The 21,955-nt window shown below is 66.7% G+C and carries 17 protein-coding genes and 2 pseudogenes; 9 read left to right on the forward strand and 10 right to left on the reverse strand.

The annotated features are described in order from the left end of the window. Nucleotides 1-1,098: 1,098 nt before the first annotated feature. Genes tnpC through tnpA (WME89_RS43450) form a run of 3 tightly spaced genes read right to left on the reverse strand, consistent with a single transcriptional unit; the run spans nt 1,099 to nt 3,523 of the window. Nucleotides 1,099-2,772: an IS66 family transposase gene (gene tnpC / locus WME89_RS43440; RefSeq protein ID WP_438005458.1), complete on the reverse strand. Its 1,674-nt coding sequence runs from the start codon at nt 2,770-2,772 to the stop codon at nt 1,099-1,101. Beyond that, nucleotides 2,769-3,191: an IS66 family insertion sequence element accessory protein TnpB gene (tnpB, locus tag WME89_RS43445; protein ID WP_438005459.1), complete on the reverse strand. Its 423-nt coding sequence runs from the start codon at nt 3,189-3,191 to the stop codon at nt 2,769-2,771. The genes tnpC and tnpB overlap by 4 nt, the downstream gene beginning before the upstream one ends. Further along, nucleotides 3,185-3,523 carry an IS66 family insertion sequence element accessory protein TnpA gene (gene tnpA / locus WME89_RS43450; protein WP_437923758.1) on the reverse strand — a complete coding sequence of 113 codons (339 nt, stop codon included), beginning with the start codon at nt 3,521-3,523 and terminating at the stop codon, nt 3,185-3,187. Before tnpA (WME89_RS43450) ends, tnpB begins: the two co-directional genes overlap by 7 nt. A 367-nt stretch (nt 3,524-3,890) precedes the next feature. Between tnpA (WME89_RS43450) and WME89_RS43455 the strand changes: the two are divergent. The 4 genes and pseudogenes from WME89_RS43455 to WME89_RS43470 form a co-directional block, all read left to right on the forward strand. Further along, nucleotides 3,891-4,055: pseudogene (locus tag WME89_RS43455) on the forward strand (hypothetical protein); the annotation flags it as partial. Between the two features lie 52 nt (nt 4,056-4,107). Next, the gene (locus WME89_RS43460; protein WP_438012095.1) at nt 4,108-4,401 is read left to right on the forward strand and encodes a hypothetical protein; all 294 of its coding nucleotides are present in this window, start codon (nt 4,108-4,110) and stop codon (nt 4,399-4,401) included. A 175-nt stretch (nt 4,402-4,576) separates the two neighbouring features. Further along, nucleotides 4,577-4,759 carry a hypothetical protein gene (locus WME89_RS43465; RefSeq protein WP_438005460.1) on the forward strand — a complete coding sequence of 61 codons (183 nt, stop codon included), beginning with the start codon at nt 4,577-4,579 and terminating at the stop codon, nt 4,757-4,759. Between the two features lie 398 nt (nt 4,760-5,157). Continuing rightward, nucleotides 5,158-6,063, forward strand: coding sequence for a hypothetical protein (locus WME89_RS43470; protein ID WP_438005461.1), 906 nt, complete (start codon nt 5,158-5,160; stop codon nt 6,061-6,063). Between the two features lie 185 nt (nt 6,064-6,248). Here WME89_RS43470 and WME89_RS43475 read toward each other — a convergent pair whose 3' ends face one another. The 4 genes and pseudogenes from WME89_RS43475 to WME89_RS43490 all read right to left on the reverse strand — a co-directional run. Continuing rightward, entirely contained in the window at nt 6,249-6,530 is a 282-nt protein-coding gene (locus WME89_RS43475; RefSeq protein ID WP_438005462.1) for a sigma factor-like helix-turn-helix DNA-binding protein, read from the reverse strand. Between the two features lie 11 nt (nt 6,531-6,541). Continuing rightward, nucleotides 6,542-6,811 carry a hypothetical protein gene (locus WME89_RS43480; protein WP_438005463.1) on the reverse strand — a complete coding sequence of 90 codons (270 nt, stop codon included), beginning with the start codon at nt 6,809-6,811 and terminating at the stop codon, nt 6,542-6,544. 187 nt (nt 6,812-6,998) lie between these two features. Continuing rightward, on the reverse strand, nt 6,999-7,280 hold the full coding sequence (locus WME89_RS43485; protein ID WP_438005464.1) for a hypothetical protein: 282 nt from the start codon (nt 7,278-7,280) through the stop codon (nt 6,999-7,001). Between the two features lie 507 nt (nt 7,281-7,787). After that, nucleotides 7,788-8,880 (reverse strand): annotated as a pseudogene (locus tag WME89_RS43490) (sigma 54-interacting transcriptional regulator); the annotation flags it as partial. A gap of 859 nt (nt 8,881-9,739) precedes the next feature. On the opposite strand from WME89_RS43490, the gene tnpA (WME89_RS43495) reads away from it, so the two are divergent. Continuing rightward, nucleotides 9,740-9,970 carry an IS66 family insertion sequence element accessory protein TnpA gene (gene tnpA, locus WME89_RS43495; protein ID WP_438005465.1) on the forward strand — a complete coding sequence of 77 codons (231 nt, stop codon included), beginning with the start codon at nt 9,740-9,742 and terminating at the stop codon, nt 9,968-9,970. Between the two features lie 204 nt (nt 9,971-10,174). Beyond that, nucleotides 10,175-10,426, forward strand: a complete 252-nt coding sequence (locus tag WME89_RS43500; RefSeq protein ID WP_438005466.1) for a hypothetical protein — start codon at nt 10,175-10,177, stop codon at nt 10,424-10,426. Here the strand turns inward: WME89_RS43500 and WME89_RS43505 are convergent. The 3 genes from WME89_RS43505 to rtcR all read right to left on the reverse strand — a co-directional run bounded on the left by WME89_RS43505 (nt 10,405) and on the right by rtcR (nt 17,010). Continuing rightward, on the reverse strand, nt 10,405-11,994 hold the full coding sequence (locus tag WME89_RS43505; protein WP_438005467.1) for a tannase/feruloyl esterase family alpha/beta hydrolase: 1,590 nt from the start codon (nt 11,992-11,994) through the stop codon (nt 10,405-10,407). The two genes, WME89_RS43500 and WME89_RS43505, sit on opposite strands and share 22 nt — an antisense overlap. A gap of 801 nt (nt 11,995-12,795) precedes the next feature. Further along, a complete protein-coding gene (locus WME89_RS43510; protein ID WP_159397614.1) occupies nt 12,796-13,077 on the reverse strand; it encodes a hypothetical protein in 282 nt (93 codons plus the stop codon). Nucleotides 13,078-15,342: 2,265 nt separating this feature from the next. Continuing rightward, nucleotides 15,343-17,010, reverse strand: coding sequence for an RNA repair transcriptional activator RtcR (gene rtcR / locus WME89_RS43515; protein WP_438005468.1), 1,668 nt, complete (start codon nt 17,008-17,010; stop codon nt 15,343-15,345). 247 nt (nt 17,011-17,257) lie between these two features. On the opposite strand from rtcR, the gene WME89_RS43520 reads away from it, so the two are divergent. The 3 genes from WME89_RS43520 (at nt 17,258) to WME89_RS43530 (ending at nt 21,935) form a co-directional block, all read left to right on the forward strand. After that, nucleotides 17,258-18,484, forward strand: a complete 1,227-nt coding sequence (locus WME89_RS43520; RefSeq protein ID WP_438005469.1) for an RtcB family protein — start codon at nt 17,258-17,260, stop codon at nt 18,482-18,484. Nucleotides 18,485-18,533: 49 nt separating this feature from the next. Continuing rightward, the gene (rtcA, locus tag WME89_RS43525; protein ID WP_438005470.1) at nt 18,534-19,553 is read left to right on the forward strand and encodes an RNA 3'-terminal phosphate cyclase; all 1,020 of its coding nucleotides are present in this window, start codon (nt 18,534-18,536) and stop codon (nt 19,551-19,553) included. A gap of 303 nt (nt 19,554-19,856) precedes the next feature. After that, nucleotides 19,857-21,935, forward strand: coding sequence for a right-handed parallel beta-helix repeat-containing protein (locus WME89_RS43530; RefSeq protein ID WP_438005471.1), 2,079 nt, complete (start codon nt 19,857-19,859; stop codon nt 21,933-21,935). Nucleotides 21,936-21,955 lie beyond the last annotated feature (20 nt).

Below are 21,955 nucleotides of genomic sequence, written 5' to 3' on the forward strand. Positions count from 1 at the left end.
TATCCTCAGGGATCTTGCTCTGCTCGGCAATGACGCCGGAGGGCAAAACGAGGCCGGTCGCCAAAGACTCCAAAATCGCAGTCAACTTGTCCACGGTGCCCACTGGCAAATTTGTATGCAGCTCTTCCGCTGCAAGCCGAAGCAGCAGTGCAGCGACTTTGTCACTGGGCGAGCCAGGCTGTCCTTACATTTTGCACACGAGTTTCTCGCTCGTCGTAAGCCCAGCAAGCGACGAGGACAAACCGACACTCTGATGTGCTCGCACAACCTAGCTGCCTAGATTCTCGGAGGAGAGGGAGGACGCCGCCCCTGGGCTGCGCGCCAACGCTCTCTCGAGGGCGATTCATCATTTTTTACTGCTGCTCGTGGGCGCCCCTCGTCCTGGCTCGGCTACCATCGTCCGCCATCCCGGAGCCGAGCGGCGGGCTAGCGGGCTACACGCCCGTGCGACCAAGGGTCGAACTCAGCTCTCGTCAGTACGGGTCCTCAACTCAACACCGGGTTCGATTCTCGGCGCCTCCACCAGAAAGACACGGTGAGAACCGTGTCTTTTTTTTGCGTGTGCCCTGCGTGTGACCTGATAAATTTCGGCGACGCTGGATTTGAGGTGGGGCCAGCGTGAGCGGGACCACCGAGGGCGGGCGCGGTAGGTGACGCCAGGGTACGGGGCTCCACGGAACTCCACGAGCGGCACCAGGCCGGCGGGGGCGACCCCGGGTCCGTGCTGGCGCAGCCCAGAGCCAGACGAACGGACGCGGCCTTGCTGGGATGGTGGCGGTGGTGGCCCCTGCCCTGCGGGGCCGGCCCCTGCCCTGGCCGCGGCCCCCTGCCCTGGCCGCGGCCCCCTGCCGGAGGGACGCCGTCTTGACACGGGACGGTATCTCCGCTGGCCTTGCGGATCGCGCAGGCCACGGGGGTAGTTGGAGCGTAAGCGCCCAGCCATCGCCATGGGCGCCACCCCTTGCGACTCTTGCCGGGGTCGACGATGCTGGGCGCGGGGCAGCGTCCGTCCACGGCTCGGGCGGACAAGGGCGGACACGAGAGGGGCGGCGAGGTGCTCCCCCGGCCCTCGGTGTCGAAGACGAGCTCCGCGTCGTTTCAGGGCGCGTCGGCGCCCGCAGCCGGAGCCACGAGCGGTGCTTGCGCCCACGCGTCGGGCAGCAGCTCGTCGAGCCGTTCGCGCGACCAGCCCGCCTGCAGCTTGCCGATCACGTCCGTCGCCCAGGCGAGCGGGTTGATTCCGTGCACCCGGCACGAGCCGAAGACCGTGTAGCCGACGGCGAGGCGTTCAGCTCCCTTGTCCGAGCCTGCGAACAAGTAGTTTTTTCTTCCGAGCGCCACACATCTTATCCGCCGTTCGACTTCGCCGTTGTCGATCTCGAAGCGCCCATCCGTGAAGCAGCGCCGCCACGCTGCCTCCTGGTTGATGGCGTACTGCGTGGCGACGTAAAGCGGCGTACTTGGCACGAGCCGCAGGTGCAGCTCGTGAATCCACTTGTAGAGCTCCTCGACCACGGGGAGCGACAGCTCCTGCCGGCGCGCCAGGCGTGCCTCCGCGGACAGCTCCTCAGCTTTGCATGCCGCTTCGATGCGGTAGATGGCCTTGAAGTACGCAAGCGCGACAGCGGCTCGCGCATCACCACCCTTCGCCGCCTTCTCGAACTTCGCGCGGATGTGCATCCCACAGCCGAGCCGGCGCTCCTCGGGCACGATCACCTCGCTACCCTCGTCTCCGCGCAACATCGCGCCGTACCCTGCGTAGCCATCGCCCTGCAGGTAGCCCGTGAAGCCCTGCAGCAGCGCAGCCGGATGCATCGCTCTCCAGTCCGGTGCGTACAGGAACGCGACGAGCTCGGCTCCGACGAAGGCCCAGATATGACCTCTCTTCACCCCCGCTGGATGATCCTGATCCAGCACGCGCATCCCGGTGTCATCGGCGCGCAGGTAGCACGAGCCCAGCACGCGCTCCTGGATCCTCTTGGCCACAGGGGCAAGCACGTCGAGCGCGAACGCCGACCACTCTCCCAGCGTCGACGGCGACAGCGACACGCCGAAGCGAGCGTACTGCTGCGCCTGCCGGTAGAGCGGCATCGCGTCCTCGAACTTCTCGACGATGATGCTCGCGAGCAGCCCCGCTCCCGGGCGCCCCCGATCCATCACCTTCTCGCTGTCCGCCGTCGTAACCCCCTGCTCGGGGCAGCGCGGACAGGCGAGCTTCTCCCTCTGTTCCTCGATGACCCGGAACTGCGCAGGGACGAACTCGAGAACTTCGCTCGTACGATGACCGATGCACTTCTTGTCCGCGCCGCACTGCGGGCACTTCCGCTCGGCTTCCGGGACCGGCACAACGCGCGTCTCGCGCGGCAGGTGTGCGGGAAGCGGCGAGCGCCCACGCCGTCCTCGCGGCGGCTTCGGCGGCTCAGGAGGTTGCGGCACCAGCCCCTGCTCCGGCTGCGCAGGAGCCTCCGCGCCGGGCTCTGACGAGGGCGCGGAGTCAGCGGCCCCCTGCGGCACCTCGGCGCCGAGCTCGGCGAACAGCAGCATCAGCTGCTCGGTAGAGACCTTCTGGCTCTTGCGGCCGTACAGCTCGCGCAGCGCGCTGGCGAGCCTCGCCGACAGCGCGGTGTTCTTGTCGCGCAACTGGACCAGGAGCCCGAGCACCAGCTCGATGAGCGCCGGGACCTGCCCGTCGGCCGCGAGCTGCTCGAGCTTGCGTCGCACATCTGCCAGGTCGGCGGGGAGCTGTGCTTGGGACGGAGGGGGACTGGTCACGTGGCGCGCTGGATATCTATCCCGCGCGCATCCATCAAGCGTTGCTTCGATGGGTCGAGGTTTCTCACGCCGGGCCTCCAGCGCTTGCGCCGTACGGCCTGCGACAGGTCGAGCCCTTCGAGCATCAGCGACAGCTCCGCCGCCTCGACCTCGACGTGGGTCGCTCCCTTGGGCAGGTCGCGGGCGAGGTGGAATCGGCCGCGAGCGAGTTTTTTGGCAAATATGCAGTATCCGGTACGATCCCAGAACAACACACGAGCCTGGTCGCCTCGCCGATTCCTGAACACGAACAGATGCCCGCAGAGCGGGTCGGCTCCGAAGCGCTGAGCGACCAGCGCCGACAGGCCATCAAAGCTCTTGCGCAGGTCGGTAGGCTCGGCCGCGACGTACACGCGCACCGACGGCGGCAGCGTCAGCACGGCATCTCCTCGGCGGCGAGCGCCAGCACGCGCTCGAGCGTGGCCGGGTCGAAGCCCGGCCGAACGCGAACCACCCGCCCATTGGGCAGCGCGATCTCGATCGGCTCCACGACGACCGGCGAGACGTCGGCCACCACGTGCACCGGCAGGAAGCGCGGCGGCTCCGTCGACGACGACGGCGGGGGTTGCGGGGGCCCGTCAGCCCGCAGCTTCCAGCGCCACCAGTACAGCTGCTTCGGCTTGTACCCCTCGCGGCGCGCGAACTTCTCGGCACTCAGCCCGCTCCGCTCCCATCGCGCCACCCGCTCGGCCCACTCCACTCTCGTCGCCATCGCTTCCTCCTTCGTCGCGATGGGAACAGGTAGCCGGCCTCCCACGGATGGTCACGATGCCCTTGGCTGGGCGCTTACGTTGGAGCGGCAGCGCGGACCGGAGAGATACCTCCGGACGCCTGCGCGAGGCGACACGCTTTTTATTAGAGGAATCATGAGCGACGACAAGAGTGTGGACTTACTGGGGATCAAGCCAGGCGCCGAAGCGGTAAAAATCGTGACGGAGGGTGCGGTCTCAGGCATCGGAGCGTTTTTGAGCCGTATCTGTCTCCCTGTTGCTGAAGAATTTGGCCTATTGCTTCAAGACAAGGTCCGATGGTGGAGAGCAAGAAACGCCACAAATACACTTGAACACGCTAGGCAGCTTATGCCAGCGCAGCCCGATGCAGAGCCAATTGGCGCTCATCCTCGACTGGTACACACAATCATAGAAGAATCCTCCTGGACCGATGCTGACGAATTGCAGCAAATGTGGGCAGGTCTCCTCGTGTCCGCATGTTCTAAGACCGGAAGAGACGAGACAAACAAGATATTCATAGATATACTATCGAGTATTACTCATTCTCAGGTTCGCATTCTCCAATATGCCTGCACGAGAGCACCAAAGCGACTATCACCAAAATGGGCTCGTTCTGGCCGAAGACTTTGGCGTCAGCCTCAAGGCGCTTCAAGAAATATCCGGCACATACGACATCCATCAACTTGACCACGAGCTCGATCACCTTCGCGAAATCGGGCTACTGGACGGCGGATTCCACGCAGACTCCATCAATCTAGATGCCGCCCTAACACCGACTCCGCTTGCCCTGAATATGTATGTGCGATGCCGGGGATCACGCCAGTCTCCGATCGAATTCTTTGCCCTCGAAGAAAAATAAGCCGTAGGGGAGCCACAGTTAAGCGCCGTGCGCGCCCGTGGATGTGGGAGTCCGAGCAGGTCTAAGACGACGCGCGCCTCAACTTCCAATGAGGGGACCGCACCCGGCCAGCGACGGAACCCTGCCCCGCTCGACGCGACGCAACCGGCGCCCCCGCCCCGTCGGCACCTCCGGCATGATCGACCCTGACGACCTCGCCGCCATCGCTGAAGCCGCTCTCGCTGAGGATGTCGAGACCCTCGCCCTGTCGGTCGCTCCCGGCCTCGTGCTGGAGCTCGCCTACGACGGCTTCGGGCTGTTCGCCGCGACTTGGCGGGCCGGGTCATGGTGGAGGGCGGTCGAGTTCGGGGAGGCGTAATGCCTTGCCTCGCGGCAGGCGTGCCTGCGGCAGGCTGGATCCGAGAGACCCACGTACAGCCACAGCGGAACATCCCAGGAGCCGCTCGTCGGGAGCACGCCGCCCTCCACCTACGGGAGCATCGGAGGCGGGCTGCTCTTGACACGGGACGGTATCTCCGCTGGCCTCACAGAGTGGGGTGGCCGGGGGGTAGCTGGTTCGGCGGCGAGGACAAGAGTGATACCACCACGATGGTCTGCAGAGAGCGGTGCGACAGCACATACAGGCGCTCTGCTGAAGCAGCCTAGAACGGCAAATCGAAGGAAGCGCAAGAGAATTCTTCTCGTTCGCCCATCAACGTAACTAGGCACATTGACTTTCAAAATATCTAAGCATTGACTGGGCGACCAAGAGACACCATGACGCCGTTAGAAGAATTTGACTTCTCAGTCCTCGACAGCCCTGACTTCAAAGAAGACGCCGTTCGGGAAGAAATTATCGCGCCGATCCTTCGGACACTTGGTTACACACCAAGCGGGACTACGCGAGTGCAGCGTAGCAAGAGCCTTGCTCACCCCTACGTGATGATTGGGTCAAAGAAGCATCCGGTCCAGATCACACCGGATTACACTTTATGGGCTGACGACACCTCCATCCTGATTCTTGATGCGAAGGCTCCCTGGGAGCCGATCGTCGCATCTCACCATGTCGAGCAGGCATACAGCTATGCGATCCATCCAGAGGTCCGCTGCGAACACTATGCCCTCTGCAACGGGCGGGAACTAGCGCTCTATAACATTCGAGAGTCAGCACCTATTGGTCACATCACCCTCAATGCGCTTCCGGCCACCTGGGAAGAAGTCAAGCTGTTGCTAGCTCCCCAATACCTTAAGACTCCGGAGCTCCGAAACTTCGCCCCCGATTACGGACTCCACGCCCGTCGCGCTGGCATCGGAAAGGATTTAGATATCATATTCGTGTCCTACTATCTTCAGGAAATCGCCATGGTTGAGGATGGACTCTACACAACAATGGCAACCCACGACGACAATGGAACAGAATACCTCGCAAGCTTTGACCTTGGTCGCGACCAGCTTAATCAGCTATTGGCCACACTTCCCGACGACATAAGCAGAAAAATTCGCGCATCACTGAGCAGGCAGCCGTTTAGGTTTGATTTGGGAGGCAAGGTCGTTGCCAACATCACGGGCCGACTAGGAGACGTGACCCGTGGACCATTTGAAGAATTTGTGCCGATAATAGCATCAGAAGTCGAGTCTGCATACGATCCAGATATCACATTGACCCCCTACCGCCGTCGATAGCCGCCTAACGAGCTACCGCGACGGCAGATCAGCAGATGAATGTGCGCCGCCAGCGCGCGAACGCGCAACCGAGGCGCTCGCGGTCTGGCGGAACCGCGCTGAGGCAATTGTGATGGGCATCCCGAGGCTTCGTGCGACCTCGCTCACCTGCTCGCAGTCGCCGATCTGGCCGGGGAGGCGGGGGTCTACCGTGAGCGACGTCGCCTCTTGAGCACGGCGGCAAGACGCCTGCGGCCCCGGCGAAGCCTTCCGAAGGCGGTCCCGATGGGCACCCCGAGGCTCCGGGCGACTTCGCTCACCTGTTCGCCCTCCCCGACGAGGAGCAGCACCCGCCGCTCCCGGGGCTCCACCAGCCAGAGCAGGTCCAGCAAGGCGCGCGCCTCAAGCGAGCCGTCCGTCTTCGAGCAGCACCCAGGGAGCTGATGCTGAGTACGCCTCGGTCCCAGCGATGGGCAGGCTTGGCGCATCCGTGAGTCGATTATTGGCCCTCCTTCATCCGCGGCTCGATGGGCGGATCGAGCGCATCGCCATGGACCCCGCGCAACACGATCGCGGCGTGCTGGGCTCCGTTTTCAACCGCATCGAGAGGGTCTACCCCGTATGTAGTGGATGGGCGCCCATCGATGTCAATAGTGACAGCCCAAGGCCACTTTTTTTCCGGACGGTTTCGCGTCGGCTCGTGGATGCGAACCAGGATGTCACGCGACTCGCCGCCCTCTCCGGTCACCTTGAAAATTAGCTCCATCATCACTTGCACCTCTTGTCACACTCTTTGAGGCATCGCCCAAGTTCCTCGGTGCATTCCGGCGTGGGCGAGGATCTCCCGGTCACCGCTGACGACGGCGGCCCGGCAGCTCCAGCGGTCCAGCTCGGCGAGGTCGGTGCTCGCGAGGACGCGCTCCCCGAGCGACGCGCGGCATCGTGTAGTCGCAGGTCTATGTTTCCGGAGGAAGAGCGGGCGGATCGAGCGTTCCTCCGCCCGCAAGTTCCACCTTGTCTGCCACCATCCTCTTGATGAATCGCCCCGCGTCCTCAATCGCAGCCGCCCAGTCCACCTGTTTCAGGCGCACACTGTCATCGTGCTTAAATCCAAGCACATCAACGGCAATGGACCACGTGAAGCCATCCGGGTCCGGACGCACGTCGCTGATCCGGAGCGTGATCGTTCGAGGCGAGCTCCCGTCCGCGGGTGTAAATGTCGTGGTGAGCTCCAGCATTGGTCCTCCTAGCAATTTCGGTCACAGTCAGCCACCCGGCGAAGGGGCTCACGGCGAGCCTGGGCTCGATCCCGACCTGGATCCCGCCCACGCTGACGCGGCCGCTGAACTCGAGTGCGTGTGCCGGCGCCGGAACACTACTGACGAGCGCACAGGCACAGCCGCACAGCACGAGCACGCGCGTCTTTGCCTTCAGCCCGTGCCCCATGCCCTCCCCCGATCCCGGATGCTTCTCCTACCCAAAGGCGGCGTCAACAGGTGACCTGGAGCACATTACGTCCGAACGGTCCTTGCACACGAGGGCCGGAGCGCGACCGGCAACGTGAATCGTCAAGGCGTGCGTCAGCAGTTCGGCACCGTCCCGTTCAACCGCTGGCTCGCTACGTCCAAGCGGATCGCGCGACGGCTCTCCGCCCATACGGGCATCGGCTGGGCTCGTTCGCCGCCGTGTGACCTGCGTGTGCCCCGACTCCAGGGCACGGGGCTCCACGAGAGGGCACTCCCCGCCTACCCGCCCTCCCCCACCAGCGCGCTCCAGTCGACATCGAACCGCGCCAGGTACTTCCGCAGCCTGTCCGCGTCGTTGACGCTCTTCTTCTTCGCCCGCGACGCCGCGAACAGCACCCGCCCCGCCTCGGACAGCGACCGCGCGCTCTTCAGCACCCGCAGCACCTCGGCGAGCTGCGCCCGGTCGAGCTGGTCCAGCGCCGCCGCCTTCCGCGCCCCGAGCGCCGCGACCACGAGGTCCTCCCCCTCCCCGTCGCTCCCCTCCCCCACCGCCCCGCCCGCGCTCCCCCCGCCCCCCGCCGCCGGCCCCCGCCGCCACGCCTCGCTCAGCCGCTCGATCTCCTCCTCCACGATCTCCACCCCGATCCGCCCCCCCGGCGCGAGCGTCGCCATCCGCGTCACCGCCGCGTTGAAGTCGCGGAAACTGCCCGGCCACACCGCCTCCCGCGATGTGGCGAACTTGACGAACCGCGCGCGCGTCGCGGCTCATCGTGATCCGCACGCCGAGCAGCCGCGCCGAGGCGTCGAGCTCGTAATCGAGGTTCGGCTCGATGTCCTCCACCCGCTCCCGCAACCCCGGCAGCCGGAAGGTCCACAGGTTGATCCTCGCCAGCAGGTCTTCCCGGAAGCGCCCCGCCGCTACCTCCAGCGACAGATCCCGGTTCGTGCCGGCGAGCAGCTGGAACTCGCTACGTACCTCCCGGTCCGACCCGACCGGCAGAAACGCCTTCTCCTCGATCGCCCGCAGCAGCATCGCCTGCTCGTCCGCGCCGAGCTCGCCGATCTCGTCCAGGAACAGCACCCCCTCGTGCGCCTTGCGGAGCAGCCCCGGGCGGTCCTTCAGCGCGCCCGTGAACGAGCCCTTCGTGTGCCCGAACAGCGACGACATCGCCCCATCGCCGCGGATCGTCGCGCAGTTCAGATCCACGAAGTCCCCGCTCACCTGCCGGCGCCCCTTCTTGAGATCGTAGATCTTCCGCGCGAGCTGCGACTTCCCCGCGCCCGTCGGGCCCATCAGCAAGATCGGCGCGCGCGACGCGATCGCCACGTGCTCGATCCGCTCGATCAGCTTGTTGTACGCCGCGTTGCGCGTCGCCTGCCAGCGCCACAGGCGTTGCGGGACGAAGTCAGAAGCTGGATCTTCACGGTCGTCGCCGCCGCCCGCTGCCGCCGTGACGCCGACTGCGGCATCGACGGCGACCGTCGCCGGCTGGCCGACGTGGTCGCCCCTGCCGCCCGGCCCGGCGACCTGCGCTGCCGCGTCGGACTGCGTGATCGTGGCCGCGGTCGACCGCTGCTGCTCTTGCGGCATGATCTCGTCGAGGGCGGTCGCGAGTGCGTCCAACCTGATGGTCTACGACGGCAGCGGAGCCTTCATCCGGGAGCTCAACGCCCGTAACCCCCCGCGTGCCGGAACCTCCAGTGCGGCCCGTGCCCGCCACCGCCGCAGCTCGCGTGCGTGGCCGGCACGTGCCAGGCCGCGCCGCAGCCAGGCCCCTGATGGGAACAGGTAACCGGCGCCGCGCGGACGGTCACGATGCCCTTGGCTGGGCGGTTACGGCCGGAGGTCTCACCCCGTGCTCCCCGGGCAACGCGGCGCAGGCCGGCCTCCCTGCCACAGGCTGGTCCTCAGAGCCGAGCGAGCCGTCCGTCTTCGAGCAGCACCCAGGGAGCTGATGCTGAGTACGCCTCGGTCCCAGCGATGGGCAGGCTTGGCGCATCCCTGAGTCGATTATTCGCCCTCCTTCATCCGCGGCTCGATGGGCGGATCGAGCGCATCGCCATGGACCCCGCGCAACACGATCGCGGCGTGCTGGGCTCCGTTTTCAACCGCATCGAGAGGGTCTACCCCGTATGTAGTGGATGGGCGCCCATCGGTAACCGCCCGACCAACGCCATCGTGACCACCCCAGCGGGGCCGGTTACCTGTCCCCATCGCGAAGGAGGAAGCGATGGCGACGAGGGTGGAGTGGGCCGAGCGGGTGGAGCGATGGGAGCGGAGCGGGCTGAGCGCCGAGAAGTTCGCGCGGCGCGAGGGGTACAAGCCGGAGCAGCTGTACTGGTGGCGCTGGAAACTGCGGGCTGGGCGCGCCCGATCTCTCCGGGGAGCGGGATCGGGAGGAGGAGCGTGCGCCGGCCCGTCAGCGACCGCCACACGCGCGCGAGCTTCCGGATGTCGGTGACCTCGGGGCCGGCCACGTCGATGCGCCGTCGGCGTGGCGCGCCCTCGGCGACATCGGCTATGGCGCGCGCCACCTCGACGCTCGCCACGGTCTGTAGGGGGACGCGGGGCAGCGGCAGCACGCCCCAGCGGCTCGCCGAGCCGAGCGTCGCCGCGAGCAACTCGTGAAACTGGTCGCTCGCACGATCGTCCACGGCACGGGGCCTTGCTCCACCACGCGTTCCTGGGCGACCTTGATCTGGACGTAACTCACATCATCACGCTCGTGCCGAGCGCGGAAGCGCATGGCGCCCGCGCGCTGTGGATCGGGACCCGGGCCGGCGGCCCCGGGCGCCTCCGCCACGACGGCTGGTTCGGTTTCATCGAGCGCAACGCGGGCGTGCCTGGCTCCGTGCACGGCGTCGCGGAGGCCATGCTCGCCCAGGAGCCGCGCTCTCAGGGCATCGTGCAGGTATAGCTCGCAGCGTCGCTCGCGTCGCCGCTGCCGTTGTACCGCGGATACTCCGGGTATTTGCAGAGCGGCCGCTCGAATTGCACCGCGCCCGTCGTGTCGACCTTCGAGCTGACGAGGTTCTGGGTCGACGGCGGCCTCCCTTCCTCGACCCAGGTCTCGAGGGCGCTCAGCAGATCGACCGTATCCGCGCCGACGCCGCCGAAGCAGTGCTGCACGCCCGGCTGGAGGAAGAACTCCATGTTCTCGTCCCGCGCGGCCTCGCCGCCCACGGCGTCGGCGACGCCATTCCAGTACTCGATCGACCCCTTGTAGCTGATCGCCCAGTCGTACGTCCCGTGCACGAGGATGACCTTCCCCTCGCGGGCGAAGAACTCCGTCAGGTCGAAGGACGCGTCGACGACCTCGGCCGCCTCCTGGATCTCGGGGAGGTGAGCTTCCGGCTCGAACTGCAGCGTGTCGTAGGCCGGGTCCTTCATGATCCAGTTCCGGATGAACGACTCGGCGAAGAACATCTGCAGTGGCACTGGGAAGTCCGCCGTGTTGCCGATGAGCCAGGCCGGGAAGCCTTCGTCCTCGCCGCCGGGGCCCCAGCCGGGATAGATCGAGGTGCCGTCCTGCAGCGTGAACTCTCCATAGATCGCCTGCGCGGTCTCGAGCTGCCCCTGCGTCAAGCAGGTGTCCGCATCGCCGGCCGTGCAGAGCAAGCTCGCCGGATCGAAGGCGCACGCCTCGACGTGGCTGACCACCCCGTCGTCGACCCCGTCGAGCGCGTCGCACTCCGCGAGCACGGCGCTGGACATCGTGGCCGCCTTGGCCGTGGTGATTTGCCCCCCCGGCGTGCCCAGCTGGTCCTTCATGATGTTGTTGAAGGCGAGGGTGAGCTCGGTGAAGCTGTAGGCAGGCGCCCGCGCCACGACGCCGTCGAAATCCTCAGGCCACCGGGTCGCCTGGATCAGCGCCTCGCGCCCGCCGTTCGAGCAGCCCTCGAAGTACTTTCGCGCGGGCTGCTCGCCATAGCGCTCCTGTACCGTCGCGAGGACGGCGCCGAGGACCTTGTGGATCTGCAGGTAACCGAAATCCTGCTGCACCTCCGGGTTATTGAGGAACACCCCGCCCGTCGGATCGTCGTGCCCGCCGTTGGAGGCCACCATCACGTACTCCCCCGAGGCGTCCCGGGGCGGGCGAAAGAAGATGGGCGAGATGGCTCCGTCCCAGCCGCCTCCGCCGACATAGAGGAGCTTCTTGTTCCATTCGGTTGGCAACTCCACCTCGAACCGGAGGCTCGTGCCGATAAGGCCAGCCACCTTGCAGTGCTCGCCGACCCCGTTGGTTGCCGCGACCAGCGTGGCGCTGCTGAGCGTGGCGTCGCCGAGGGTGACGCCGGAGAGCGCGTCGCAGGCCTCCTGGGGAGTCTTCGCCGGTTGCTCGGTGCCGGGCGGAGGTTGCCCGTCACCTTCGTCACCCCCGCAGGCGAGGAGCGACATCGCGAGGGCGCCGAGGAGCGCGTGGTACCCAGCGCGATGCTTGCCCTTCTTCGTGGCTGCCAGCGCAGCGCGGTGAACAGTCCTCATGGATCCTCCTGGGTGGCTCCGAGGGTGCTGAGCCAGGTGGGCGAAGGGATGGCATCTCTTGCCCACGCGAGCAAGCTGGCCCATGCCGAGATCACGGCGTCTCCACCTGGACCACCTGCGCGCGAGTCTCCGGGAGAACCCTCTGACCTCCGGCGGGGTCATGCGTGAAGAATGCGTCGAGAACCGAGCCGAGCGAGCGACGCTCGACGCGCACGCCTTGGGTCGCAGTAGTACTGCGTACCCTAAATCAGGGGCCTATCGGCCCCTGCGCTCCCGATGGTCGCTACCCCTGGCTTCTTCGCACAGCGTCGCGCCAACGGCCCGGGACGAACTCGGGGGACGATGTAGTCATGCTAGAAGAGGGCACCGGCCACCCCTCGAGGTGCACCAGGAGGCCCAGGATGAAGCCGTGGTACAGCTTCTCCGGCTCCCGGCCAGCCGGGTCCTGAAACGACATCGTCGTCAGGAGGAGCCGCTCCGGGGCCCATCGATGTCAACAGTGACAGCCCAAGGCCACTTTTTTCCGGAGGGTTTCGCGTCGGCTCGTGGATGCGAACCAGGATGTCACGCGACTCGCCGCCCTCTCCGGTCACCTTGAAAATCAGATCCATCATCACTTGCACCTCTTGTCACACTCTTTGAGGCATCGCCCAAGTTCCTCGGTGCATTCCGGCGTGGGCGAGGATCTCCCGGTCACCGCTGACGACGGCGGCCCGGCAGCTCCAGCGGTCCAGCTCGGCGAGGTCGGTGCTCGCGAGGACGCGCTCCCCGATCGACGCGCGGCATCGTGTCGTCGCAGGTCTATGTTTCCGGAGGAAGAACGGGCGGATCGAGCGTTCCTCCGCCCGCAAGTTCCACCTTGTCTGCCACCATCCTCTTGATGAATCGCCCCGCGTCCTCAATCGCAGCCGCCCAGTCCACCTGCTTCAGGCGCACACTGTCATCGTGCTTAAATCCAAGCACATCAACGGCAATGGACCACGTGAAGCCATCCGGGTCCGGACGCACGTCGCTGATCCGGAGCGTGATCGTTCGAGGCGAGCTCCCGTCCGCGGGTGTAAATGTCGTGGTGAGCTCCAGCATTGGTCCTCCTAGCAATTTCGGTCACAGATCCCGCCCACGCTGACGCCGCCGCTGAACTCGAGTGCGTGTGCCGGCGCCGGAACACTACTGACGAGCGCACAGGCACAGCCGCACAGCACGAGCACGCGCGTCTTTGCCTTCAGCCCGTGCCCCATGCCATCCCCCGATCCGGGATGCTTCTCCTACCGAAAGGCGGCGTCAACAGGTGACCTGGACCACATTACGTCCAAACGGTGCTTGCAAACGAGGGCCGGAGCGCGATCGGCAACGTGGATCGTCAAGGCGTGCGTCAGCAAGTTCGGCACCGTCCCGTTCACCCGCTGGCTCACTACGTCCGAAGCGGATCGCGCGACGGCTCTCCGCCCCGTTAGGGGCATCGGCTGGGCTCGTTCGCCGCCGTGTGACCTGCGTGTGCCCCGACTCCAGGGCACGGGGCGCCACGAGAGGGCACTCGGGTATACGAGAGGAATCGAGCCGTCGATGGCCTCTGACACCGCTCCGACGCGTCCGACGCGGCGTCCGCCGTGTCTCCCGCGCATCCGCCCCGCAGATTCAGCTCTGGGTTCGATTCCCGGCGCCTCCACCAAGAAGACACGGCGAGAGCCGTGTCTTCGGAGAGGCGTGATGCCTCGCGGCATGCGTGCCTCGCGAAAGGCGGGGGCCGACCCCAGCGAGAGCCGCAAGGGGCTACGCCCATGGCGATGGCTGCGCGGTTACCGCGCCTCGACCTCCCCGTGGGGCGACGGCCCCGTTCCCGGCGGGCGATGTAGGCCAGCGGATCGGCGACGGCGATCTTCGCTCGATGCCAGGCAACTGATGCCCCCGGCCTTGAGCTGGAGCTCGCATACCTCGCGGCAGGCGGGGGCGATCCCAGAGCCGCAGGTCCCAATTGGTAGCGCCAAGTGCCGCCGATGCGCGGCGCGCGGGAAAGATGCAGCGCGCCGGTCCTGGCCTCGCGGCTACGTTCCACAGTCCTGCGGGAGCTCCGGGTAAGGGACGGCTATCAGAACCGTGAGTCGTCAATCATACACAAACGCGTCGAGTCCAGCTTGGGGCACGTTCGGCAAATGCGCTAAATCCAACTAATGCATAATCGATATTATCGATTTTGAAAGCTGCTCGGATCCGCCAAATTGGCGGTCGGTATTGGCCTAGGATTACTCGGAGCAAACACCACGACATCTTCTGGATTTGCTTCGTAGGACAACTGTGTTGGCGTACCAGGCGGCGATGGAACTTCTACTCGTCGAAATATCAACATGGGGACCTGGCCCGATCCACTGAACGTGAACCCCATGGCGGGAGCAAGAAGAAGTGAAACAGAGCGCCCATAGTTACTTAATGGCTGCCCCACATAGGACGCAGCCGGCGAAGCCTGAGACGCAGGAAAGATCAGGCCTGGATTCAGGAAAAATTGACTATTATGGTCCGTCAAAGTGACGTCGCGAATTGATATTGCAACAAAGAACGCCATGCCTGCACACTGAGTCGGCCTAGGCATTGCCGCTGGATCTTCGGTAAAGCACGAGAACTGCAGAAACTCCGTATAATGTATAATGATGGTCGACATAAACTCCTCCATGGGATTCGCGATTTGAATCCCAACAAATCTTAGTGAACACAACGCAGGTCGCAATCGTACATGCGCCTTGGTCCAACGGCTGCCACTTCGTCCACGAGGTTTAAGAAGAAACCCAGACTCCGGCGACAACCTGCCGATTGCGAAATTTATGCTCGAGCATACGCCTACGCTAGAAACGTCATGGGCGCGAACGATGCGCTTGTTGGTAGATGACGGTTCTGTGCCCGGACTAAACATTCACAGGGTTATCAATGCCCTGCCTGGCATCTGCATCTCTGCATTTCTTCAATAGTGCTAAGGCCACTTCGGGGCAGGCCAACAAGTCTCCGCAATCTAGTCATGCCGACGCCACCGCTTGAGCACGGTAGCCAGGCGCCTGCGGCCTCGGCGGAGCCGTGAGAACGCGGTCCCGATGGGCAACCCGAGGCTCCGGGCGACTCGCTCACCTGCTCGCCCTCGCCGACGAGGACCAGCACCTTCCGCTTCCGGGGCTCGACCAGCCAGAGCAGCTCCAAGAGGGCGCGCATCTCGACCTCACCGCGGGGGGCGGCACCCGGGCGGTGGAGCGGCTCGGCGACGGCGATCTCCCGGCGGCGAAGCCTGCGCAAACCCGTACGATCGAGTAATCGTGCTCCCCCACACCGCCTCCGAGGCCTGGGCAGCGCGGCCCCCCTCTTCCCCGCCTACCCCCCCTCGCCCACCAGCGCGCTCCAGTCTATGTCGAACCGCGCCAGGTACTTCCGCAGCCGGTCCGCGTCATTGACGCTCTTCTTCTTCGCCCGCGACGCCGCGAACAGCACCCGCCCCGCCTCCGACAGCGACCGTGCGCTCTTCAGCACCCGCAGCACCTCGGCGAGCTGCGCCCGGTCGAACTGGTCCAGCGCCGCCGCCTTCCGCGCCCCGAGCGCCGCGACCACGAGGTCCTCCCCATCCCCGTCGCTTCCCTCCCCCGCCGCCCCGCCCGCGCCCCCCGCACTCCCTGCCCCGCCCCCCGCCGGCCCCCGCCGCCACGCCTCGCTCAGCCGCTCGATCTCCTCCTCGACGATCTCCACCCCGATGCGCCCCCCCGGCGCGAGCGTCGCCATCCGCGTCACCGCCGCGTTGAAGTCTCTGAAATTGCCCGGCCACACCGCCTCCCGCGACATCGCGAACTTGACGAACCGCGCGCGCGCGTCGCGGCTCATCGTGATCCGCACGCCCAGCAGCCGCGCCGAGGCGTCGAGCTCGTAGTCGAGGTTCGGCTCGATGTCCTCCACCCGCTCCCGCAACCCCGGCAGCCGGAAGGTCCACAGGTTGATCCTCGCCAACAGGTCTTCCCGGAAGCGCCCCGCCGCGACCTCCTGCGACAGATCCCGGTTCGTGCCGGCGAGCAGCTGGAACTCGCTACGTACCTCCCGATCCGACCCGACCGGCAGAAACGCCTTCTCCTCGATCGCACGCAGCAGCATCGCCTGCTCGTCCGCGCCGAGCTCGCCGATCTCGTCGAGGAACAGCACCCCCTCGTGCGCCTTGCGGAGCAGCCCCGGGCGGTCCTTCAGCGCGCCCGTGAACGAGCCCTTCGTGTGCCCGAACAGCGACGACATCGCCCCATCGCCGCGGATCGTCGCGCAGTTCAGATCCACGAAGTCCCCGCTCACCTGCCGGCGCCCCTTCTTGAGGTCGTAGATCTTCCGCGCGAGCTGCGACTTCCCCGCGCCCGTCGGGCCCATCAGCAAGATCGGCGCGCGCGACGCGATCGCCACGTGCTCGATCCGCTCGATCAGCTTGTTGTACGCCGCGTTGCGCGTCTCGATACCGCTCTTCAAGAACGACACCCCCTCGCGCTGCTCCTTCTGGAAGCGCGACGCGATGCGGTCGTACTTCGAGAGGTCGAGATCGATGACCGCGAACGACCCGGCCGCGAGCTCCGCACGGTCGCGCTTCGGCGGCGACGTCTGGATGAGACGGCCGGGGAAGTAACGCGACTCGGTGAGCAGGAACAGGCAGATCTGCGCGACGTGCGTGCCCGTCGTGATGTGGATGAGGTAGTCCTCCCGGTCCGGCGCGAACGGGTACCCCTTCGCGAAGTCGTGGAGCGCGCCGTACACCGCCTCGAAATCCCACGGGTCGTCCACCTCGACCACGTGACCGCGGATCTCCGTCTCCGGCGACACGTGCCGCACGTCCTTCATCACCGTCTCGGCCAGCGCCTCGAAGCGGCGCTGGTAGAGCAGCTCGAACCGGTCGACGATCAGGTCCTCGTGCTGGCAGAGCGCCACGCTCGGACGCCAGTGCGACCAGCGCTCCGGCGTCTTGCCCGTGTCCAGCGTCGGGCCGAGCATGCCGAGGACCACCGTGGGTTTGCGGGTCATAGATGGATCTCTAGGCACCTTATACAGGAAGATAAGCGCCCCGACCAGAGGGCCCCGAACCCAGGGGTTCCCGCCGGATCCCGGGTGGCACGCGCCGTGCGATACGCCGTGACCGGACGCGACAGAGCGCGAAACAGCGCGAGCGACGCAAGAGACGCGATCGACGCGCGAGACGCGACCTGACGCAAGAGACGCCACCCACCACCGCGGCGAGCCGGACGGCTCGACCCCTCCCGGAGAACCAGCCATGGAGCGAAGCTACAACGTCATTCCCACGGACTCGGGCGTGCCCATCAAGGCGTGGACCGTCGGCGTCCCGTTCGAGACCGCCGCGGAGGCGCAGCTCAAGAACCTCGCGTCGCTGCCGTTCGTCCACAAGTGGATCGCCGTGATGCCCGACGCCCACCAGGGCATCGGCGCCACCGTGGGGAGCGTCGTCGCGACCCACGGCGCGGTCATCCCGGCGGCCGTCGGCGTCGATATCGGCTGCGGGATGATGGCCGCGCGCACGAGCCTCCGCGCGGCAGAGCTGCCGGACTCGCTGCGCGGGCTCCGCACCGCCATCGAGGGCGCGGTGCCCCACGGCCGCACCGACAACGGCGGGAAGAACGACCGCGGCGCGTGGCGCTCGCCGCCCCAGGCCCAGCTCGACGCGTGGGCCGCGCTCGAGCCGCGGTACAAGCAGATCGTCGAGAAGCACCCGCGCCTCGGGCGCGGCTCGGCCATCGAGCACCTCGGGACGCTCGGGACCGGCAACCACTTCATCGAGCTCTGCCTCGACGAGGAAGACCGCGTCTGGGTCATGCTGCACAGCGGGTCGCGCGGCGTCGGCAACCGCGTCGGGAGCTACTTCATCGAGCTCGCCAAGCAGGAGATGCGGCGCTTCTTCATCAACCTGCCCGACGCGAACCTCGCCTACCTGCCGGACGGGACGAAGCACTTCCACGACTACATGCAGGCCGTGTCGTGGGCGCAGGACTTCGCCGCGGTGAACCGGGAGCTGATGATGGCGCAGGTGGTGCGCGCGCTCCGCGAGTCCGGCGAGCTGCCGCCCTTCGACGCGACCGTCGAGGCGGTGAACTGCCACCACAACTACGTGGCCCGCGAGCACCACTACGGGAAGAACGTCCTCGTGACGCGCAAGGGCGCCGTGCGCGCGCAGGCGGGCGACCTCGGGATCATCCCGGGCAGCATGGGCGCGCGCTCGTTCATCGTGCGCGGGCTCGGCAACCCGGAGAGCTTCTGCAGCTCGAGCCACGGCGCGGGCCGCGTGATGTCGCGCACCGAGGCGCGCCGCCGCTTCACCGTCGCCGAGCACGAGGCCGCGACCGCCGGCGTCGAGTGCCGCAAGGACGAGGACGTGATCGACGAGACGCCCGCGGCCTACAAGCCGATCGACGACGTGATGCGGGCGCAGAAGGACCTCGTCGAGGTCGTCCACACCCTGCGACAGGTCGTCTGCGTGAAGGGGTGAGCCGCGGCCCGGGGTCGTGGTATCGCTCATCCAGGGAGAGTCGACTGCCATGCTGACCATCGATGGATCCGTCGGAGAAGGAGGAGGCCAGATCCTCCGCACGACGCTCAGCCTCTCGCTGATCACGCAGACGCCCGTCCGGATCACCTCGATCCGCAAGGGCCGCGCGCGTCCGGGCCTGATGCGGCAACACCTCACCTCGGTGCAGGCCGCCGCCCAGATCGGGCGCGCCGAGGTGTCGGGCGCCGCGATCGGGTCGCAGGAGATCGTCTTCCGGCCGACCGCGATCGCGCCCGGCGAGCACACGTTCCGGGTCGGCAGCGCGGGGAGCACCATGCTCGTGCTCCAGACCGTCCTCCCCGCGCTGCTCCGCGCGCCCGCGCCGTCGACGCTCACGCTCGAGGGCGGCACGCACAACCCGATGGCGCCGCCGTTCGACTTCCTCGAGCTCGCCTACCTGCCGCTCGTGCGGCGGATGGGGCCGGACATCACCGCGACGCTCGTGACGCCAGGCTTCTACCCCGCAGGCGGCGGGCTGGCCCGGGTCTCGGTCGCGCCCGCGCCGTCGCTCGCGCCGATCACGCTGCTGTCGCGCGGGGAGATCCGCAGGAAGCGGGCCGTCGCCACGGTGTCAAACCTGCCGAGCTCCGTCGCGATGCGCGAGCTCGCCGCGGCCGCGGCGGTGCTCGGGTGGGAGCCCGAGTGCTTCAAGCCGAGCGTGCTGACCGGCGGGCACGGCCCGGGCAACGTGCTCACGATCGCCGTGGAGAGCGAGCACGTGACCGAGGTGTTCACCGGGTTCGGCGAGAAGGGCGTGCGCGCGGAGGTGGTCGCCACGAAGGTCGCCGAGGAGGCGCGCGACTACCTCGCCGCCGGCGTGCCGGTGGGCGAATACCTGGCCGATCAGCTGCTCTTGCCGATCGCCCTCGCGGGGCGCGGCGCCTTCCGAACCGTGCGGCCCTCGTCGCACATGACGACCCACCTGCAGCTGCTCCGGGACCTCCTCGGGATCCGCACCTCGGTCGAGCAGATCTCGGAAGATGCGTGGCACGTCGAGATCGAGCGCTGAGCGCGGGGCGGTACGACAGAGATCGTGAGTCGACGCGACGCGATGCGCGATGTCCCGGCGCATGCCTGGAAAGCGCCGTGAGGCGGCCATAAAGCTGCTCTACTCCCGCGGCGGCTTGCCTGTACGAGCACTCCATTGAAAGCTCCTCTGGCCGGCGCATTCGCGCGGCGCCGGCGACGCTCGACCCGCGGCATGCGCCTCGTCGGGTCGATTGACGATGGTCGCGCAGACGCGATGACGTCCGCATGCCCCGCCGGAAGATGGCGGGCAGGGGCGACGTTCATTGCACCCGGAGGAGCGACGATGATTTTCAATGTGAAGAACGCCCCCTACAACGCCGTGGGCGACGATGGCACCGCCGACCATGGAGCGATCCAGGCCGCGATCAACGACGCCGCCGGGACGGCAAGCGACGGCAGCGGCGGCGTGGTCTATATCCCGAAGGGGATTTACAAGCTCGAGGCCGGGCTGGTGGTGCCGTACGATGGTGTCATCCTGGAAGGGGAAGGCCGGGAGTCCGTGCTCAAGTACTACACCGCCCCGCCTGCGGAAGTCGCCATTCCGCTGCTCTTCAGCAAGCAAGTCAACACCAGGGAACCAAACCTCAAGAACGTGGGCGTCCGCGACCTCACCATCGAGTTCGCCGGGGCCGGGCGAGATGACTCCGCGGGGCTCGTCATGAACGGGTGCGTCGACTGGTTCTGCGAGCGGGTCACGGTGCGGGGGAACGGCACCGGGATGTTGGGCTCGAGGACCAGCGGCATCATGATCGAATACTGGTCGAGCGATGGGATCATCTCCGGCTGCGTGGTCGAGGGCGTGAGCAAGCCCGGCTTCTACCTCGCCGGGGCGAGGCGCGTCACCGTGGTCGGGTGCATGTCGAAGAACAACCTGTGCACGTTGACGAACCGCGAGCTCGAGGGCGGCGGATTCCATATCGCACAGGCTCGAGAGGTCAGCTTCATCGACTGCCACGCGACCGAATGCAGCGTCGGGTTCAACTTCGTCTACCCGGGAGAGTATGGCTCCGTCCCCGTCGATTCGTCGCCGGCGCCGTCGCAGACGTCCTTCAATGTGACGTTCCCCAGCGCCACAGAGCCCGTGCTCATGGAAAACCTCGGCTTCTGGAACCCCACGACCAAGCGCATCGAGGAGCTGCCGGTCCTGTCCGCCACCCTCGTGCCCCCCACCACCGACCCGGCCCCCCCGACGCAGACCTGGGCCATCACCCTGGCCGCAGGCTACACGCCGGCCATCGCGGCGGGCGCACCGATCTTCGTCAACTATCACCCGTTCCGGAACGTCAGGATCATCGGTGGCTCTGCGAAGGACAACGTCGTCACCTACCAAGACCCCAGCGCCCCCAACCAGCAACTCACCGAGGGTTACGGCGTCCGCGTGAGCTCGGCCCAGCCCGGAGCGGTGGGCAGAGATGTCGTCATCTCCGGGCTCATCTGCGAAGGCAACCCGAGCGCCGGCATCCTCCTGTCGGCGGTCGAGGACGTGATCGTCGACAGCTGCATCCTGCACGACAACGGCGCCGGCATCAAGGTGACCGACGTGGCGACGCCGGCAGCGGGGGCGCTGCCCGCCATCGACCAGACGGGCAGGATCATGGTCAGCGGCGGCGAGATCTACGACAACGAACGCTCCGGGATGCACCTGCGCTCCGTGGAAGACGTCACCCTCCAGGGGACGCGCTTTTACCGGACCAGGGACACGGTCCAGCAGAAGCCGATCCTCATCGAAAGGATCGATGAGAGCAGGAGGAAGACGAAGGACCTGAAGCTGCGCGACCTCGAGTTCTCGGGATACGACGCGAGCCAGGGGGACGGCTTCAGCGTCTCCACGCCGGTCATCCCCCAGAGCGGCGACGACGACGCGGTCGAGGACGGCGTCTACGATCTCGCGTTCTTCGGGTCTCCCGAGGGCAACTTGTACGCGCCCCCCGGCTCTCGCTACCTCGACCGCGCGACCGGCAACGTATACCGCAAGGTCCACAGCTGGAAGAGGAACGACTGGATGGCCTCGCTCGTCACCCATTTCCGCCTCGAGAGCTCCACGGATCCGACCCAGGTCAGCCTCTACTCCGTGCCCTTGAACTCGGTCGTGCACGCCAGCGTCGTGGCGATCGCGCGGAGCGAGGACGGGGAGTGCGCGGTCTACCGACGCGCGGTGGGCGCGCGCCGGAACCCGGGCGTGGTGGTCGGGGCCGAGGCCGTCGGCGCGGTCCAGACGATCGGCACCGACGGCGAGAACCACGCGAGCTGGGACTTCAACCTCATCGTGGAAAGCAACTCTGTCCAGGCCCAGCTCACGGGGGAGAGCGGGAAGAACATCAACTGGCTCATCCGCACCGAGATCGACGTATACACGGTGTAGCGAGGGCGACGCTCGACCCG

Origin of the sequence: Sorangium sp. So ce321, from assembly GCF_051530195.1 — a bacterium.
In the GTDB taxonomy this organism is placed as follows: domain Bacteria; phylum Myxococcota_A; class Polyangia; order Polyangiales; family Polyangiaceae; genus Sorangium.